This is a genomic window from Meridianimarinicoccus sp. MJW13 (assembly GCF_014901205.1).
Classification (GTDB): Bacteria; Pseudomonadota; Alphaproteobacteria; order Rhodobacterales; family Rhodobacteraceae; genus Meridianimarinicoccus.
This window is the reverse complement of record NZ_JACNMU010000006.1, coordinates 151322-167896: the sequence shown is the minus strand read 5'-3', so window position 1 is coordinate 167896 and position 16575 is coordinate 151322. Positions and strand designations below refer to the sequence as shown.

The window sequence follows — 16575 nt, the reverse complement described above, 5'->3', positions numbered from 1 at the left end:
ATGTCCAATGACCCCAAGGGCGGCTTCATCGCCCGGTTCAAGGCTCTGCCGACGGATTCCATTCCCAAGACCATCTTCGTGGCGGTCGCGGTCTGTCTTGTTGCTTCAATGATCGTCTCGGTCGCCGCTGTGTCGCTGCGACCGGTGCAGGAAGCCAACAAGCTGCTCGACAAGCAGAAGAACATCCTGCAGGTCGCCGGGCTGTACGAGGACGGCATGAATGTGGCCGAAGCCTTCAGCCAGTTCGAACCGCGCGTCGTCGAGATCGAAACCGGCACCTACACCGATGTGGTGGATGCCACGACCTTCGACGACATTGGCGCGGCCTCGGACCCGACAATGTCGGTGGAACTGGATGACGATCCGGCGGGCATTGGACGGCAAAGCAAATACGCCACCGTCTATCTGCTGAAGGACGACGCCGGGAACCTCGACAAGGTGATCCTGCCGATTTACGGCTACGGCCTGTGGTCGACGCTGTACGGCTTCATCGCGCTGGAAGAGAACGGCAACGACATCTACGGCCTGCAGTTCTATGACCACGCCGAAACCCCCGGTCTGGGCGGCGAAGTGGACAACCCGCGCTGGAAAACCCAGTGGAGCGGCAAGAAGCTGCGCGACGACCAGGGCGATCTGAAAATCACCGTCTCCAAGACCACGGCCACGGGCCAGGAAGCGCATCATGTCGATGCACTGGCCGGTGCGACACTGACCTCGGTCGGCGTGGACAATCTGGTGCGCTTCTGGATGGGGCAGCAGGGCTTTGCGCCCTACCTTGAAAATCTGGCCGGGGGGAACGTGTAATGGCCCAGAAGACAAAGGAACTCCTTGTCGATCCGCTGGTCGACAACAACCCGATCACCCTGCAGGTTCTGGGCATCTGTTCCGCGCTGGCGGTGACATCCTCGCTGCAGGTGGCCTTCGTGATGACGCTGGCGGTGACGGCTGTGACCGGCTTGTCGAGCTTCTTCATCTCGACCCTGCGCAACCATATCCCCAGTTCGATCCGGATCATCGTGCAGATGGTGATCATCGCCTCGCTGGTGATCCTGGTGGACCAGATCCTGAAGGCCTATGCCTTCCAGATCTCGAAAACCCTGTCGGTCTTCGTGGGCCTGATCATCACCAACTGCATCGTGATGGGCCGGGCCGAGGCCTTTGCCATGAAGAACCCGCCGGTCGCCTCGCTGATCGACGGCATCGGCAACGGTCTGGGGTATGGCCTGATCCTGATGCTGGTCGGCGTGATCCGCGAGTTGTTCGGCTCGGGCAGCCTGTTCGGCGTGACCATCCTGCAGACCGTGAACAACGGCGGCTGGTACGTGCCCAACGGCCTGCTGCTGCTGCCGCCGTCGGCCTTCTTCGTCATCGGTCTTCTGATCTGGGCCTTCCGCAGTTGGAAGCCGGAACAGGTCGAGGCGCGTGAGTACAAGATCCAAAGCGTGGAGGCCCACTGATGGATGGCCTGTTGTCACTCGCCGTAAAGGCGATTTTCGTTGAAAACCTGGCGCTGTCCTTCTTCCTGGGCATGTGTACCTTCATCGCCGTGTCGAAGAAGATCACGACGGCATTGGGGCTTGGCATCTCGGTGATCGTCGTGCAGGCGATCACGGTGCCGGCCAACAACCTGATCCTGACCTATCTGCTGGCCCCCGGTGCCCTTGGCTGGGCCGGGTTTCCGGATGTTGACCTGACATTCCTTGGCCTGATTTCCTATATTGGCGTGATCGCGGCCATGGTGCAGATCCTTGAGATGGTGCTCGATCGTTTCTTCCCGCCGCTCTACAACGCGCTGGGGATCTTCCTGCCGCTGATCACGGTGAACTGCGCCATTCTGGGCGGCTCGCTGTTCATGGTGGAACGGGACTACAACTTCGCGGAATCGACGACCTATGGCATCGCGTCGGGCGTCGGCTGGGCGCTGGCGATCACCGCCATGGCCGGCGTGCGCGAAAAGCTGAAATACTCCGACATTCCGGACGGGCTTCAGGGCCTTGGCATCACCTTCATTACCGCAGGGTTGATGGCCATGGGCTTCATGTCCTTCTCGGGCGTCAAACTGTAAGGAGCGGCGCAGATGGCAACGTTTACTCTCGGCGTTTTCCTGTTCACGATCATCGTGCTGGCCCTGGTCACCGTGATCCTTCTGGCCCGGTCGCGCCTTGTGTCGACCGGGGATGTGAACATCACCATCAACGGCGAAAAGACGATCTCGGTTCCGGCGGGGGGCAAGCTGTTGCAGACCCTTGCGGCGGAAAAGCTGTTCGTCCCCTCGGCCTGCGGCGGCGGCGGCACCTGTGCCCAGTGCCGGGTGCGGGTGCATTCCGGGGGCGGGTCGATCCTGCCCACCGAGGAAGGCCATATCACCAAGCGCGAGGCCGCCTGCGGCGACCGTCTGTCGTGCCAGGTGGCGGTCAAGCAGGACATGGAGATCGAGGTTCCCGAAGAGGTCTTCGGCGTCAAGAAATGGCGCTGCAAGGTGCGGTCCAACGACAACGTCGCGACCTTCATCAAGGAACTGGTGCTGGAACTGCCCAGCGGCGAACATGTCAACTTCCGCGCCGGGGGCTATATCCAGATCGAATGCCCACCATACGAATTGTCGTACAAGGAATTCGACGTCGATGAAGAGTACCACCCTGACTGGGACCGCTTCAAAATCTGGGACGTGAATTCGAAAGTCGATGAAGCGGTCGAGCGCGCCTATTCGATGGCCAACTATCCGGAGGAAGAGGGCATCATCATGCTCAACGTCCGGATCGCTTCGCCGCCGCCGGGCTCCTCCGGCATTCCGGCGGGCAAGATGTCGTCCTACATCTTCAACCTGAAACCCGGCGACGAGGTCACCATTTCGGGTCCGTTCGGCGAATTCTTCGCCCGCGACACCGAAAAGGAAATGATCTTCGTGGGTGGCGGGGCCGGCATGGCGCCGATGCGCAGCCACATCTTCGACCAGCTCAAGCGCCTGAAGACCAAGCGCAAGATCAGCTTCTGGTACGGCGCCCGTTCCAAGCGCGAGATGTTCTATGTGGAGGATTTCGACGGTCTGGCCGCCGAGAACCCGAACTTCGAATGGCACGTTGCCCTGTCGGACGCGCTGCCCGAGGACGAATGGACCGGCTATACCGGCTTCATCCACAACGTTCTGTTCGACGAGTATCTGAAGAACCATCCCGCGCCGGAAGACTGCGAATACTACATGTGTGGTCCGCCCATCATGAACCAGTCGGTCATCAACATGCTGCTGGATCTTGGCGTGGACCGGGAAGACATCATGCTGGACGACTTCGGCGGATAACCGCAGCACAGCCCGAATTGAAAACGCCCCCGGTTTCGGGGGCGTTTTTTTTGCTCAGGCGCGGCGGCGCAAGCGCAGCGCCCCCAGCCCGACAAGGGCCCCCATCATCAATACGACGGGCGCGGGCAGCGGAACCTCCGCAATCCCTAGCTCAAGGCTTTCCCCATCCCCGGTGATCGACAGCGGCGTGTCGAAGGGATAGGCGGCAAGGGTCTGCACCACTCCATATCCCGATGACCCGGTGACCGGTGCCAACCCGATGGCCGCCAGTCCGCTGGCATTCGAGGCAAAATAGCTGTCGAACAAGGCGGTCGCCTGCGCCCCGGTCGTACCCGGTGACAGTTGGATCGAATGGGTCAAAGACCCGAGGAAGCTGGCAAAGCCGACGCTGGCCAGATAGCCGGTGACGACGGTGTCGGTAAAGCGGTAGCTGAGCTTCTTGCGACCGGTTTCAACGTTCATCAGATCATAGGTGATTTCGGTGATCGTGTCGGATTCCTTGAGCTTGATCGTCTTGAATTTCAGGATTTTCGCATGAGGCGCATGCATCTCGACCTTGGTGCCGTTGACCGTTGCAGTAACGCCCGTCGGTTTTTTCCCTGTGAATGTTTCTGCATTGTCGATGGCGTCCTTGACCGCCTTTGCCTTGTCCGCCTTCGTCATGCCCGAATGGATATCCGCCTTCCCGGTGTATCTTTTCTTGTTGTAGCGGAATTCGATCAGGACTTTGCCATTTGCACCTTTCCCGACTTCTGCCGGAATTTCGGCATCTATTTCAAAATTGTGGCTGCTGGCGTGTGCCGTGCCTGCGCCGACACAGGCCAGTGCCACCGCAAACAACATCGGTCCGTGTTTTCTCATCTGGTCCCCCATTTCGCGGAGTATGTGGATCCGCGTTGCGCCTCAGGGTAACACAATCAGGGGGTTATCTCACGAAGTCTGGGTTGCTGCGGCGACACGGCGGGAACAGGGGGATGGTTCGGGTGCGCATCCCGGTGCTAAGCTTGTCGCAAAGCCCCTGTTCAAAAGTCAAAGCATATGACGTGAAACGCCTGTTCCTGCCGGCCGCCCTTCTGATCCTGATCTTCGCCTTCTGGCAAAGCTCCGACGTTCAGACCATCGCCGCTGGTGTGGCGATCTTCCTGTTTGGCATGATGATGCTGGAGGACGGCTTCAAGGCGCTTGGCGGCGGCATGCTGGAACGGATGCTGGCCGGGGCGACCAGGTCCACACCACGGGCGCTGCTGTTCGGCATCGTCTCCACCACCATGCTGCAATCCAGTTCGCTGGTGTCGGTGCTGACGATTTCCTTCCTCAGTGCCGGGCTGATCTCGCTGATCGGCGGGGTGGGGATCATTCTGGGCGCCAATATCGGCACCACCACCGGCGCCTGGCTGGTGGCGGGGCTGGGGCTGAAGGTCAATATCTCGGCCTATGCCATGCCGATGCTGGCATTCAGCATCGTGCTGGTGTTCCAGAAGAACAAGCTGCTGCGCGGGGCGGGTTATGTGCTGGCGGGCATGGGGTTCCTGTTCCTCGGCATCCACTACATGAAGGAAGGCTTCGACGCGGTCAGCGCCCAGATCGACCTGTCGAAATTCGCGCTGGCCGGGGTGCTGGGGCTGGCGGTCTATACACTGGTGGGCACCGCCGCGACGGTGGTGATGCAGTCCAGCCATGCCACGATGGTTCTGATCCTGACGGCCCTGTCAGCGGGGCAGATCACTTATGAAAACGCGCTGGCTCTGGCCATCGGCTCCAACATCGGCACCACGGTGACGGCGGTGCTGGGGGCCCTTGGGGCCAATTACCAGGGGCAGCGACTGGCACTGGCGCATCTGATCTTCAACGTCACCACGGCGGTTGTGGCCTTGGCCCTGATCGTTCCCCTGCGTGAAGTGGTGGATGCCATCGCCGGGCTGGTCGGGATCGCAGAGGATGACTACGCGCTGAAACTCGCGGTGTTCCATACGATCTTCAATGTCATGGGCGTGGCGATGATGCTGCCGATGCTGAACCGCCTCGTGCGGTTCCTGGAGCATCGCATCTCGGACAAGATGCCCGGCGTCAGCCAGCCGCATTTCCTGAACGCCTCGGTGGCCGAGTTCCCGCAGACCCTGGAACCGGCCCTGCGCAACGAGGTCATCCATCTGTACGACAACGCCGTGGCGTTGATCCTGAAAGGGCTGAACCTGCCACGCGACGAAGTGTTCTCGAACAAGGATCTGGAGGCGGTGGTGCGCGACAACCGCACCCAGGTGGATCTGGACCTTGCGCTTGACTACGAACGGCGGATCAAGACCCTGCATTCGGCCATCGTCGACTATGTCTCGCGCGCGGGCGACGACAAGACCAGTTCCGCGATGACCGACAGGATCCAGATGCTGCGCGAGGTCGCCAACAGCATCGTCGCCGCGGTCAAATCGGTCAAACACCTGCACAAGAACATCGATCGCTACACGACGCACCCGCAGGGCACCGTCACCACGATCTACGACGAGTTGCGGGCCGAGATCGCCCGTATCCTGGTCGAGATCGACGCGCTGGCCAAATCTGAACCCGGCGACCGCAGTTCGCTCTGGCTGGATCAGGAGCGCGCCGAGATCGAGGAAGACGCCCGCTCGCGCACCCGCCGCATCGACGCGCTGATCCGCAGCCGCCAACTGGCACCGCTGGCGGCCACGTCCTTCCTGAACGATTCGACCTACGCCTATGATGCCATGCGCGAACTGATCGCCGTTGCGCAAGGACTGTACGCAGAACAGGATGCAGCCTTGGCCGAGGTCGAGGGGCTGCTGGTTCTGGAAGACGATGAACTGGACGAATCCGATACGGACGAAACCTTGTCGCAGGACGATTCCGGCGAGGCCAACAAAACTGTCACAGAACCCGGCTAGACTGTCAGTCGGGAGGTCTGGTCGGGAGGAAGATCATGGGGCTCAAGAAACTAGCCGGACGGGTCGAAGCCTATCGTGACCGCGTCAAACAGGGCAAGGCGGACAAGATCAAGCCGCAACACGTCGAACGCGTTCTGGACCGTTTGCGCCGCAAGGAAGCGGATCTGAAAGACAAGCTGGATCATGCGCATGGCAGCCGCGACAAGGACAGGTTGAAGCGCAAGCTGCGCGTTGCCCGCAAGCATATCGAGCGGGCCGAGTGGCTGTTGAAGGAAGTCGCCTGACATCGGGCACGGCCGCTGGCGGCACGGTGTCGATGGTAGGCCCGGCAGGACTTGAACCCGCAACCAAAGCGTTATGAGCGCTCTGCTCTAACCAATTGAGCTACAGGCCCCCAATGGCGTGGCTATCCCTACCAGATGGCGATGCCGCGTCAAGCGATGCGCAGGGGCGGTCTGTGGCTTTCCTTTTCGGTCCCATTGCGGTACGGGCAGGCGCAGAAAACGCCTTGAAAGGATCACGGATATGAGCGCTGGCAAAGATGCCCTGACCTATGCGCAGGCTGGTGTGGATATTGACGCCGGAAACGCGCTGGTAGAGCGGATCAAGCCCGCCGCCAAGGCCACCAACCGACCCGGCGTGATGGCCGGGCTGGGCGGTTTCGGCGCGCTGTTCGACCTCAAGGCTGCGGGCTATTCTGACCCGGTGCTGGTGGCTGCCACCGATGGCGTGGGCACCAAGCTGCGGATCGCCATCGACACCGGCATGGTCGACACCATCGGCATCGATCTTGTGGCGATGTGCGTCAACGACCTGGTGTGCCAGGGCGCCGAGCCACTGTTCTTCCTGGACTATTTCGCCTCAGGCAAGCTGGACACCGATGCGGCGGCCACGATCATCGAAGGCATCGCGGCGGGCTGCAAGGGCGCGGGCGCGGCACTGATCGGCGGCGAGACCGCCGAGATGCCGGGCATGTATGCGGCGGGCGATTTCGATCTTGCAGGGTTTGCCGTCGGCGCCATGGAGCGCGGCCAGAGCCTGCCCGAGGGTGTGGTCGAAGGCGACGTTCTGCTGGGGCTGGCCTCGGACGGGGTGCATTCCAACGGTTATTCTCTGGTACGTGCCATCGTGGAACGTGCGGGACTGGGCTGGGACGATCCCGCGCCGTTTGACCCGGAACAGTCGTTGGGCGAGGCGCTGCTGGCGCCCACACGCCTGTACGTGCAGCCGGCACTGGCCGCGATCCATTCGGGCGGTGTGCACGGGCTGGCCCATATCACCGGCGGCGGCCTGACCGAGAACCTGCCGCGGGTTCTGCCCGACGGACTGGGGGCCGAAGTCGATCTGTCGGCCTGGACCTTGCCGGACATCTTCGCATGGCTCGCGGCCGAAGGACGGATCGAGATCGCAGAGATCCTGAAGACCTTCAATGCCGGGATCGGCATGGTGCTGGTGGTGGACAAGGATCAGGCAGACACCCTGCAGGCGGTGCTGTCCGAGGCAGGCGAAACCGTTTACCGGCTGGGCCAGGTCGTGCCGGGTGCGGGCGTGCGGTATACCGGAACCCTGGCGTGACGCGAAAGGTTGCCATCCTGATTTCGGGCGGCGGCTCCAACATGGTGTCGTTGGTCCGGTCGATGACCGGCGATCACCCGGCGCGGCCCGTGCTGGTGCTGTCCAACCGCCCCGATGCGGGCGGCTTGCAGAAGGCGGCCGATCTGGGGATCACCACGGCGGTGGTGGATCATAAGCCCTATGGCACCGACCGCGAGGGCTTCGAGGCTGAAGTGACGGCCGCGATCGAGGCCGCCGGGGCCGATCTGGTCTGTCTGGCCGGCTTCATGCGCGTGCTGACGCCTTGTTTCGTCGGGCACTGGGCCGGGCGGATGCTGAATATCCACCCCTCGCTGCTGCCAAAATACAAGGGCCTGCACACCCACGCCCGCGCGCTGGATGCGGGCGATGCCGAACACGGCTGTTCCGTGCACGAGGTCACGGCAGAACTGGACGGTGGCCCGATCCTGGGGCAGGCGCGGCTGCCGGTGTTGCCCGGCGACACGCCCGACACGCTGGCCGCCCGCGTGCTGCCGCTGGAGCATCAACTCTACCCGGTGGTCTTGCGCCGCTATGCCACCGGCGACCGCACCCCGATCCTGCTGTCGGCCGCCAACGCCTGAACGGCCAAAGGTTACCGGCGCAAGCGTGACGCATTGCCATTGACCAATGTCACACTATGCTGGCGGGCCTGTAACCAGGGACCAGACTGCCAGTAATGAGAACACTTCTGACGACGCAAGAGTTGTCCGACTTCTGCAAGGAAGCCGCGCAACATCCATATGTCACGATCGACACCGAGTTCCTTCGCGAACGGACCTACTATTCCCAGCTGTGCCTTGTGCAACTGGCCTATCCGGGCGAGGGCGACGAGAACGCGGTTCTGGTGGATCCGTTGTCGAAGGAACTGTCGCTGGAGCCGCTGTACGATCTGTTCCGCGACACTTCGGTGGTCAAGGTGTTCCACGCCGCGCGGCAGGATCTGGAGATCTTCTGGTTCGATGGCAAGGTGTTTCCCGATCCTCTGTTTGACACCCAGGTCGCGGCCATGGTCTGCGGCTTTGGAGAGCAGGTGGGCTATGAGACGCTGGTCAAGAAGATCGCGCGCGAATCCGTGGACAAGTCCTCACGCTTCACGGATTGGAGCCGCCGGCCCCTGTCGGATGCGCAGAAGACCTATGCCCTGGCCGATGTGACCCATCTGCGGGTGATCTACGAGGAACTTGCGGCGCAACTGAAGAAGAAGGGACGCGAGGCCTGGGTGACCGAAGAGATCACCACGCTGACCCAGCCCGAAACCTATGAAATTCAGCCGTCCGAGGCCTGGCGGCGGGTCAAGACGCGCACCACGTCGGGCCGGTTCATGGCCGTCGTGCAGACGCTGGCCGAATTCCGCGAAAGCTATGCGCAGTCCAACAACGTGCCGCGCAACCGGGTGTTCAAGGATGACGCGCTTGTGGAACTGGCCTCGGCCAAACCGCAGTCGCCCGGCGATCTGTCGAAACTTCGGCTGCTGCTGCGCGACGCCCGCAAGGGGCCGATTTCCGAAGGGATCATGGCGGCGGTGAAAAAGGGGGTCGCGATGGCCCCGGAAGATGCGCCCAAACCCGACCGTTCGCGCGAGAAACTCTTGGTCAACCCTGCGGTGGCCGATCTTCTTCGGGTGCTGCTGAAGGCCAAGTCCGAGGAAGCGGGGGTGGCCCAGAAAATGATCGCAACGACTTCGGACCTGGATCTGATCGCCGCGGGCGAGCGGGACGTGGGTGCCCTGCGCGGCTGGCGCAACGAGGTCTTCGGCAAGGATGCGATGCTGCTATGCGACGAGAAGATCGCGCTGACGGCCAAGGGAACCGCGGTCAAGATCATCGCGCTCTGACGCCGGCGACATCGTCTCTGAAATGAAAAAGCCCGGCAATTGCCGGGCTTTCCTGTCTGGTCAGGGCGCAAGGATCACTTGGGCAGCGGCCCGATCATCATGACCATCTGGCGGCCTTCCATCTTGGGCATGTTTTCGACCTTGCCCAGTTCCTTGACGTCTTCGGCCACGCGATGCAGCAGTTCGCGACCAAGGTTCTGGTGCGCCATCTCGCGGCCCCGGAAGCGCAGGGTGATCTTCACCTTGTCGCCGTTCTCCAGGAACTTGTAGACGTTGCGCATCTTGACTTCATAGTCATGCGTGTCGGTGTTGGGACGGAATTTGACTTCCTTGACCTCGATCACCTTCTGCTTCTTGCGCGCTTCGCTCTCACGTTTCTGCTGTTCATACTTGAACTTGCCGAAATCCATGATCTTGCAGACCGGCGGCGTGGCATTGGGGGAGATCTCGACCAGATCCAGACCGGCACGGGCGGCCAGTTCCATCCCGCGCGTGGGCGTGGTCAGGCCCACGTTCTCACCTTCGGCTCCAATCAGTCGTATCTCGGCCGCTCGGATGCGGTCGTTTACGCGGGGGCCAGTGTCACGTTGCGGCGGGGCGTTGTGGGGTCTGCGGGCTATTTTGTCGTTCCTTCAACAGCTCAAATGCGAGGCCGCAGATTACGTCCCAAGCCCCAATGACGCAAGGACCATTTTCGTCCGAACCCCTTGAGAAACACGGGCTTCGGCCGCTTTCTGGCGTGGCTGTACCGGGAAAGCCCGACAAGGGCGGAATGCAGGTGCCATGACCCGGCGTTCGCGGGGCACGCGAATCGTCATCACCGGCAGCGGGCACAGCAAAAGGGCGCCCCGACGGGACGCCCCTGATGGGATCAAATGCGGCGTGGATCAGCCGACGAAAGCCTTTTCGACCACGTATTCGGCGGGTTCGGAATTGGCACCTTCGCGCAGGCCGTGGCCTTCAAGAATGCGCTTGATGTCCAGGTTCAGCCCCATCGAGCCGCAGACCATGGCCCGGTCGGTCTCTGCCGAAAGACCGTCAATGCCGAGATCCTTGAACAGCGTGCCGTTCTCAAGAAGATCGGTGATCCGGCCCATCTTGGGGCTGTCTTCGCGGGTTGTGGTCGGATAGTAGACCAGCTTTTTCAGACCGTCGCCCAGCAGTTCCTGCATCATCTCGTCTTCGTGCAGATTCTGGATAAGGTTCTTGGAATAGGTCAGCTCAGCCACTTCGCGGCAGGTATGGGTGACGATGATCTGATCATAGTCCTCATAGGTCTGCGGGTCGCGCAGCAGCGAAGCGAAGGGCGCAAAGCCGGTGCCGGTCGAGAAGAACCACAGCCGCTTGCCGGGCAGCAGGGCGTCATGCACCAGCGTGCCCACGGGCTTGGGCCGCAGGATGATCTGATCGCCGGGCTGGATGTGCTGCAGCTTCGAGGTCAGCGGCCCGTCCTGCACCTTGATCGAATAGAACTCCAACTCGTCGTCCCAGGACGGCGAGGCGATGGAGTAGGCGCGCAGCAGCGGCTTCTGGCGGCCGGTCTTGGGATCGGGATCGCCCATCAGGCCGATCATCACGAATTCGCCCGAGCGGAAGCGCAGGGTCTGCGGCCGGGTCACGCGAAAGCGGAACAGACGGTCGGTGTAGTGCTCCACATCCAGAACGGTCTGGGCGTCGGGCAGGGTTTTGATCGGTGTTGCGTCGGTCACTTTGATCTGTTCATTCATTACTGTTGAAGCCGGGCGTTGGCCCGGCTCTCCCATAACCGTTTTGCGATGTGTTTCCTAGGGCAGATCAGGCGCGCAGGCGCGACTGATAGTCGTGGGCGGTCCAGTCGGCGCGGAAAGCCCATTGATCTGCCGGCTGGCGTTTGGCCAGAGTTTCGTCGATCTCGACCTCGTCAAAGCCCGACCGGCGCGCCATGGCGTATTGATCGGCCAGCACATGGCCCTTGGCGCGCAGCCGTCCCGCAAATCCCATGGTGCGCAGGCGCCGGGCCAGGGTGAAGCCCCGGCCATCGGCGAAGCTGGGGAAATCCACGCGGATCAGGTCGATGGTGGCCAGATGCGCACGCAGGTCTTCGGGGTTGGCATCGCTGGACAGGTCCACGGCCAGCGAGGCCGCGGAATGCCGGTCTTCCAGATCGGCGGCGGCAACAAAGCCATGGGTCCAGTCTTCGCCGGCAAAGCCGGTATCGGTGACAATCACGCGCATGCGACGTTTCCTTGCTTCAGGGGGCCCCGGACGATCTTGCCGTCCACGATATGGATCCCGCATTCTTCCTTTTGCTCTCCGCGCCAGCGTCCCGAACGGGGATCTTCGCCGGGCTTGACCGGGCTGGTGCAGGGCGCACAGCCGATCGAGGGATAACCCCGCGCCACCAGCGGATGCCGGGGCAGGCGGTTGTTGATCATGTAGTCCTGCACATCCTGCGGCGCCCAATGGGCCAGCGGATTGATCTTCAGCCGCGTGTCGCCGTCAGCCTCGAAAAAGTCCAGCGCCGCGCGGGTGCCGGACTGGAAGCGCTTGCGTCCGGTGATCCAGGCATCGAACCCGTCCAGCGCGTTTTCCAGCGGCTGGGTCTTGCGCAGGTCGCAGCAGGCGTCGGTATCGCGCGTGTGCAGGGTGTTGTCGCGATCATGGGTGGCCAGGTCGACCGCCCGCGCGCGGATGATGCGCAGATCGGTCAGGCCCAGCTTTTCGGCCACGTCACGCTGGTAGTCCAGCGTTTCGGGAAACAGCATCATCGTGTCGATGAACAACACCGGCGTGGTGCGGTCGATCACCGCCACCAGATGCAGCAGCGCCACCGATTCCGCACCGAAGCTGGAGACCATGGCCACGCTTCCGACCTGTGGGTCGGAGAGCGCGCGCTCCAGTACGGCAGTGGCCGAGTGGTGCTTGTAGCGGCGGTTCAGATGCGCGACGCGCTCTGCCACCGGGGCGAGGGGGGCTTCAAGCGGCACGCGCCCGGCTCCCCTGTTCCTCGCCGTACAGCGCGGTCTTGAAGGGCGCCATGCCAACGCGGCGATAGGTTTCCAGAAAGGTTTCTTCGGCCGAGAGGCGCTCTTCCAGATAGGCCAGCAGCAGGCGCTCGATGGCCGGGACGATCTCGTCATAGGCGAAACCGGGGCCGGTGCGGGTGCCGATGGCGGCGGTCTCGGTGCCATCGCCGCCCAGTGTGATCTGGTAGTTCTCGACACCGGCGCGATCCAGACCAAGGATGCCGATATGGCCCACGTGGTGATGGCCGCAGGCATTGATGCAGCCCGAGATCTTGATCTTCAGCGCGCCCACTTCGTGTTCGATCTTCAGCGCGTCCACACGTTCGGCGATCTTCTGCGCCACGGGGATCGAGCGGGCGGTGGCCAGCGCGCAATAGTCCATGCCGGGGCAGGCGATGATGTCCGACGCCAGCCCGACGTTGGCGGTGCCCAGACCGGCGCTGCGCAGGGCGGCGTGCAGGGCGGGCAGGTCGGACTTGTGCACGTGCGGCAGCACCACGTTCTGCTCGTGGCTGATGCGCAGCTCGTCATGGGCGTATTTGGCCGCCAGATCGGCCAGCAGGCGCATCTGGGCCGAGGTCGCATCGCCAGGCGTTTCGCCGTGGGCTTTCAGCGACACGGTGACGATGGCGTAACCCTCGGCCTTGTGCGCGGTCAGGTTGGTGTCGACCCAGGACCGGAACACCGGGTCGGTGTCATAGGCCTTGTCGAAGGCCTCGGTATCGGCCTGCTTGAACGCGGGGGCCGCGAATTGCGCCTCAATGGCCGCCAGATGTTCCTGATCGATGCCCGAGAAGGCCGGGCGGATCTCGGCGAAGCGTGCCTCGACCAGATCGCGGATCTTGTCCAGACCGTTTTCGTGCACGGTGATCTTGATGCGCGCCTTGTACTTGTTGTCGCGACGACCCAGCAGGTTGTAGACGCTGACGATGGCCTCGCAATAGGGCAGCAGGTCGGCTTGCGGCAGGAAATCCCGGATCACCTTGCCGACCATCGGGGTGCGGCCCAGACCGCCACCGACGATCACTTCGAAGCCCGCTTCCCCGGCGTCGTTGCGCACCATGCGCAGCCCGATGTCATGGGCCTTGGTGACGGCGCGGTCGGTGGGGCTGCCGGTGATGGCGATCTTGAACTTGCGCGGCAGGAACTGGAATTCCGGGTGATCGGTGGACCATTGCCGCAGCAGTTCGGCCACCGGGCGCGGATCAGCGATCTCGTCAGCGGCGGCACCGGCGAAATGATCCGAGGTCACATTGCGGATGGTGTTGCCGCTGGTCTGGATGGCGTGCATTCCCACGTCGGCCAGCGCGTCGAGCATGTCCGGCACGTCGTCCAGTTTGGGCCAGTTGTACTGGATGTTCTGGCGGGTGGTGAAATGGCCATAGCCCTTGTCATAAGTATCGGCCAGATAAGCCAACTGGCGCAGCTTGGCGCTGTCCAGCGTGCCATAGGGAATGGCAACCCGCAGCATGTAGGCGTGCAGTTGCAGGTACAGGCCATTCATCAGGCGCAGAGGGCGGAATTCTTCCTCGGTCAGCGAACCGTCAAGACGGCGTTCCACCTGTCCACGGAACTGGGCCACCCGGGAGCGTACGAAGGCTTCGTCGAACTCGTTGTAGGTATACATCTGGGACTCTCCTGGACGGGGGCTCAGGCGCGGGCTTCGAAAGCCTGCTTGCCGTGGCGATAGTTGGACGGGCCCTTGGCGCGGAACACTTCGCGGAAGTGCACCGGCTCGGGACCATTGGCACCGGAACGGGCGTCGGCCAGATAGGCGCCGACGATGATGTCGCCCTGACGCGAGGCGTCGATCAGGCGGATCTCGGCATGGGCCTCGTCCTCGATCAGCTCGGCCTCGGCGTGGTCGCGGCTCCAGCGGTCGTCTGCGGTCAGATAGACCACGTCGCCGTCGCGCAGATCGTTGGCGGTGATGACCTTGGGGGTGAACTTGCGGCTCATTGGATCATGTCCTTCTGAGAGATCTTTGACTGTCTGGCGCGGCGGCCTGTGCAATTGTCGGGACGGGCTTGGCAACATCGGCACGACCGTACAGCCCAACCGCGCATGGCGCGGCCTGTCTGGGCTGGCATTGGGATCGGGCAACGAGGCATCTGGCGTCCAACTTCATGGTTTCTGCAGTGCAATATAGAATAATGTTCTTGGATTAAGATAGATATCGCGGGTAATAAGAACGTGTGTCCTTTGATTCAGTGATTTGGGGACCATTGGTTCAGAAAATGAAGGTGTGCAGAATGTCGGTCCGTCTGGATGAGCTTGATCGGAAAATTCTTGCGGAACTGCAGGAGGATGCCTCACGCACCCTGGATGAAATCGCCCGCCGGGTGGGCTCTTCCAAGACGCCGGTGTGGAACCGCATCCGCAAGATGCGCGAGGCCGGGGTGATCGGAAAGACCACCGCCATCCTGGATCCCGAAGCGCTGGGGCTTGAGGCCTGCTTCTTCGTGCTGATCCGCACCTCGGAACACGAGGCCGTCTGGCAGCAGAAGTTCCTGGCCACCCTGCGCGCCCGGCCCGAGGTGCTGGAGGCGCATCGGCTGGCCGGGGACATCGACTATATCCTCAAGGTGCAGGTCGCCAATGCCCGCGCCTATGACGTGTTCTACCAGGCGCTGATCGCCGAGGTGAAAATTTTCAACGTCACCGCCTTGCTGTCGATGGAGCGGATCAAGGACACCACGGCTTTGCCCGTCTGGCCGGTTCAGACCGAGACCAGCAGCGACGGGTAGCCATGGAAGTGATAGCTGTCGGCGTAGTGCGGCGGCGCGGTCAGGGTCAGGCCGGGACAGCGGTCAAACAGCACCTCCAATGCGATGCGCATTTCCAGCCGGGCCAGCGGTGCCCCAAGGCAGAAATGCACCCCGGCGCCAAAACTGGTCAGAAGCGGCCCTTTCCGGCCGGGGCGGAACTCGGCCGGGGCGTCATAGGCCACCGGGTCGCGATTGGCCGCGCCCAGCACGCAGGCAACCTCATCCCCCGGTGCCAGCGTCGCGCCCCCGATCTCGACCGGGCGCAGTGCATAGCGGGTGAAGATGTGCAACGGCGGATCGATGCGCAGGCATTCCTCGACCATGCCTTCCGAGGTTTCGGGCCGGGTCCAGACGTCCGGCTGGCCGGTGGCCAACAGCGTAGTCACCGCATTGCCAAGGGCGCTGACCGTGGCCTCATGCCCGGCGTTCAGCAGCAGGATGGACAGGGCGACGATCTCGTCGGCGCTCAGGTGATCGGCGTCCTGCGCAGCGCAAAGCGCGCTCAGCAACCCGCCATCGGGCTGCGCGGATTTCTCGGCCAGCACCTGTTGCAGCCAGGCTGAAAACTCTGCCGTGGCGGTGTTGGCCGCATCCTCGGCCGCGCGGTCGACACGGGCCTGGTACATGGCCACCATCGCATGTGACCAGTCCAGAAGCTGGCCGCGATGGGCCGGATCGACTCCCAGCAGGCGCGCAATCACGATCACCGGCACCTGGCTGCAATAGGCCGCCATCAGGTCAAAGGGCTGGTCCGGGAAGCGGTCGATCAGATCATGACACAGGGTGGTGATCTCGGGCGCCATGCCTCGGATGCGCCCGGTGGTGAAGGCACGCAGCACCAGTTTGCGCAGGCGGGCATGGGCCGGGCCTTCGAGGCTGAGCAGCGAGTGCCGTTCGACCGCCGCGAAATCGTCCAGATGTGGCGCAAAGCCCGGCAGGCCATCCGGCGGCACCCGCGCCAGATCCGGGTGCTTCAGCGCCGCCATGACGCTTTCGTGGCTCAACAACGCCGGCATCTTGTAGTCTTCCCACCAGATCGCCGGTCCGGTGGCGCGGGCCCGGTCATAGAACGCATAGGGGTTCTGCACGAAATCGGGATCGCGGGGAGATTGGGAAAAGCTGCGCATCGGGCCTCCGGTCTGACTGTGATCCTGTTTGCGGGGCCTTGCGGTGCGGC

At 62.8% G+C, this 16575-nt stretch carries 18 protein-coding genes and 1 tRNA gene; 10 read left to right on the top strand and 9 right to left on the bottom strand.

Annotated elements, in window-relative coordinates:
- The 4 genes from H8B03_RS12400 to nqrF are packed head-to-tail and all read left to right on the top strand — an operon-like array spanning position 1 to position 3298.
- Positions 1-804, top strand: coding sequence for a Na(+)-translocating NADH-quinone reductase subunit C (locus H8B03_RS12400; RefSeq protein ID WP_226925907.1), 804 nt, complete (start codon positions 1-3; stop codon positions 802-804).
- Positions 804-1457 (top strand): NADH:ubiquinone reductase (Na(+)-transporting) subunit D, encoded by a 654-nt coding sequence (locus tag H8B03_RS12395; protein WP_193142190.1) that lies wholly within the window; start codon positions 804-806, stop codon positions 1455-1457. Before H8B03_RS12400 ends, H8B03_RS12395 begins: the two co-directional genes overlap by 1 nt.
- Positions 1457-2065, top strand: coding sequence for an NADH:ubiquinone reductase (Na(+)-transporting) subunit E (nqrE, locus tag H8B03_RS12390; RefSeq protein ID WP_193142189.1), 609 nt, complete (start codon positions 1457-1459; stop codon positions 2063-2065). Before H8B03_RS12395 ends, nqrE begins: the two co-directional genes overlap by 1 nt.
- Before the next feature lie 12 nt (positions 2066-2077).
- Complete coding sequence (gene nqrF, locus H8B03_RS12385) at positions 2078-3298, top strand: NADH:ubiquinone reductase (Na(+)-transporting) subunit F (protein ID WP_193142188.1); 1221 nt, start codon at positions 2078-2080, stop codon at positions 3296-3298.
- 54 nt (positions 3299-3352) lie between these two features.
- Here nqrF and H8B03_RS12380 read toward each other — a convergent pair whose 3' ends face one another.
- On the bottom strand, positions 3353-4159 hold the full coding sequence (locus H8B03_RS12380) for a VPLPA-CTERM sorting domain-containing protein (RefSeq protein WP_193142187.1): 807 nt from the start codon (positions 4157-4159) through the stop codon (positions 3353-3355).
- A 182-nt stretch (positions 4160-4341) separates the two neighbouring features.
- Here H8B03_RS12380 and H8B03_RS12375 point away from each other — a divergent pair, with 182 nt between their 5' ends.
- Together H8B03_RS12375 and H8B03_RS12370 are read left to right on the top strand one after the other, a co-directional pair.
- The gene (locus H8B03_RS12375) at positions 4342-6195 is read left to right on the top strand and encodes a Na/Pi cotransporter family protein (protein WP_193142186.1); all 1854 of its coding nucleotides are present in this window, start codon (positions 4342-4344) and stop codon (positions 6193-6195) included.
- 35 nt (positions 6196-6230) lie between these two features.
- Positions 6231-6479, top strand: coding sequence for a hypothetical protein (locus H8B03_RS12370; RefSeq protein ID WP_193142185.1), 249 nt, complete (start codon positions 6231-6233; stop codon positions 6477-6479).
- 33 nt (positions 6480-6512) lie between these two features.
- Here the strand turns inward: H8B03_RS12370 and H8B03_RS12365 are convergent.
- A tRNA-Ile gene (locus tag H8B03_RS12365) sits at positions 6513-6589 on the bottom strand.
- Positions 6590-6720: 131 nt separating this feature from the next.
- On the opposite strand from H8B03_RS12365, the gene purM reads away from it, so the two are divergent.
- The 3 genes from purM (at position 6721) to rnd (ending at position 9625) form a co-directional block, all read left to right on the top strand.
- Positions 6721-7770 (top strand): phosphoribosylformylglycinamidine cyclo-ligase, encoded by a 1050-nt coding sequence (gene purM / locus H8B03_RS12360; protein WP_193142184.1) that lies wholly within the window; start codon positions 6721-6723, stop codon positions 7768-7770.
- Positions 7767-8372, top strand: a complete 606-nt coding sequence (purN, locus tag H8B03_RS12355; RefSeq protein WP_193142183.1) for a phosphoribosylglycinamide formyltransferase — start codon at positions 7767-7769, stop codon at positions 8370-8372. The genes purM and purN overlap by 4 nt, the downstream gene beginning before the upstream one ends.
- A gap of 95 nt (positions 8373-8467) precedes the next feature.
- Positions 8468-9625: a ribonuclease D gene (gene rnd / locus H8B03_RS12350; protein ID WP_193142182.1), complete on the top strand. Its 1158-nt coding sequence runs from the start codon at positions 8468-8470 to the stop codon at positions 9623-9625.
- Positions 9626-9699: 74 nt separating this feature from the next.
- Here rnd and infC read toward each other — a convergent pair whose 3' ends face one another.
- From infC to H8B03_RS12320, 6 genes are all read right to left on the bottom strand, one after another.
- On the bottom strand, positions 9700-10245 hold the full coding sequence (gene infC, locus H8B03_RS12345) for a translation initiation factor IF-3 (RefSeq protein ID WP_193142329.1): 546 nt from the start codon (positions 10243-10245) through the stop codon (positions 9700-9702).
- Between the two features lie 267 nt (positions 10246-10512).
- Positions 10513-11352, bottom strand: a complete 840-nt coding sequence (locus H8B03_RS12340; RefSeq protein ID WP_193142181.1) for a ferredoxin--NADP reductase — start codon at positions 11350-11352, stop codon at positions 10513-10515.
- A gap of 67 nt (positions 11353-11419) precedes the next feature.
- Complete coding sequence (locus H8B03_RS12335) at positions 11420-11839, bottom strand: DUF934 domain-containing protein (RefSeq protein WP_193142180.1); 420 nt, start codon at positions 11837-11839, stop codon at positions 11420-11422.
- Entirely contained in the window at positions 11830-12591 is a 762-nt protein-coding gene (locus H8B03_RS12330) for a phosphoadenylyl-sulfate reductase (RefSeq protein WP_193142338.1), read from the bottom strand. The genes H8B03_RS12335 and H8B03_RS12330 overlap by 10 nt, the downstream gene beginning before the upstream one ends.
- Entirely contained in the window at positions 12581-14257 is a 1677-nt protein-coding gene (locus H8B03_RS12325) for a nitrite/sulfite reductase (protein ID WP_193142179.1), read from the bottom strand. Before H8B03_RS12325 ends, H8B03_RS12330 begins: the two co-directional genes overlap by 11 nt.
- 23 nt (positions 14258-14280) lie before the next feature.
- Entirely contained in the window at positions 14281-14589 is a 309-nt protein-coding gene (locus H8B03_RS12320) for a DUF2849 domain-containing protein (RefSeq protein WP_193142178.1), read from the bottom strand.
- Positions 14590-14882: 293 nt separating this feature from the next.
- Here H8B03_RS12320 and H8B03_RS12315 point away from each other — a divergent pair, with 293 nt between their 5' ends.
- A complete protein-coding gene (locus H8B03_RS12315; RefSeq protein ID WP_193142177.1) occupies positions 14883-15377 on the top strand; it encodes an Lrp/AsnC family transcriptional regulator in 495 nt (164 codons plus the stop codon).
- Here H8B03_RS12315 and H8B03_RS12310 read toward each other — a convergent pair.
- Positions 15350-16525: a cytochrome P450 gene (locus H8B03_RS12310; protein ID WP_193142176.1), complete on the bottom strand. Its 1176-nt coding sequence runs from the start codon at positions 16523-16525 to the stop codon at positions 15350-15352. The genes H8B03_RS12315 and H8B03_RS12310 overlap by 28 nt on opposite strands.
- Between the last annotated feature and the right edge of the window lie 50 nt (positions 16526-16575).

What these genes read in the sequence shown, in the direction of transcription:
- H8B03_RS12400 (WP_226925907.1), top strand. Translation starts at nt 1, where the DNA reads ATGTCCAATGACCCCAAGGGCGGCTTCATCGCCCGGTTCAAGGCTCTG.
- H8B03_RS12395 (WP_193142190.1), top strand. Translation starts at nt 804, where the DNA reads ATGGCCCAGAAGACAAAGGAACTCCTTGTCGATCCGCTGGTCGACAAC.
- nqrE (WP_193142189.1), top strand. Translation starts at nt 1,457, where the DNA reads ATGGATGGCCTGTTGTCACTCGCCGTAAAGGCGATTTTCGTTGAAAAC.
- nqrF (WP_193142188.1), top strand. Translation starts at nt 2,078, where the DNA reads ATGGCAACGTTTACTCTCGGCGTTTTCCTGTTCACGATCATCGTGCTG.
- H8B03_RS12380 (WP_193142187.1), bottom strand. Translation starts at nt 4,159, where the DNA reads ATGAGAAAACACGGACCGATGTTGTTTGCGGTGGCACTGGCCTGTGTC.
- H8B03_RS12370 (WP_193142185.1), top strand. Translation starts at nt 6,231, where the DNA reads ATGGGGCTCAAGAAACTAGCCGGACGGGTCGAAGCCTATCGTGACCGC.
- purM (WP_193142184.1), top strand. Translation starts at nt 6,721, where the DNA reads ATGAGCGCTGGCAAAGATGCCCTGACCTATGCGCAGGCTGGTGTGGAT.
- rnd (WP_193142182.1), top strand. Translation starts at nt 8,468, where the DNA reads ATGAGAACACTTCTGACGACGCAAGAGTTGTCCGACTTCTGCAAGGAA.
- H8B03_RS12340 (WP_193142181.1), bottom strand. Translation starts at nt 11,352, where the DNA reads ATGAATGAACAGATCAAAGTGACCGACGCAACACCGATCAAAACCCTG.
- H8B03_RS12335 (WP_193142180.1), bottom strand. Translation starts at nt 11,839, where the DNA reads ATGCGCGTGATTGTCACCGATACCGGCTTTGCCGGCGAAGACTGGACC.
- H8B03_RS12325 (WP_193142179.1), bottom strand. Translation starts at nt 14,257, where the DNA reads ATGTATACCTACAACGAGTTCGACGAAGCCTTCGTACGCTCCCGGGTG.
- H8B03_RS12320 (WP_193142178.1), bottom strand. Translation starts at nt 14,589, where the DNA reads ATGAGCCGCAAGTTCACCCCCAAGGTCATCACCGCCAACGATCTGCGC.
- H8B03_RS12315 (WP_193142177.1), top strand. Translation starts at nt 14,883, where the DNA reads ATGTCGGTCCGTCTGGATGAGCTTGATCGGAAAATTCTTGCGGAACTG.
- H8B03_RS12310 (WP_193142176.1), bottom strand. Translation starts at nt 16,525, where the DNA reads ATGCGCAGCTTTTCCCAATCTCCCCGCGATCCCGATTTCGTGCAGAAC.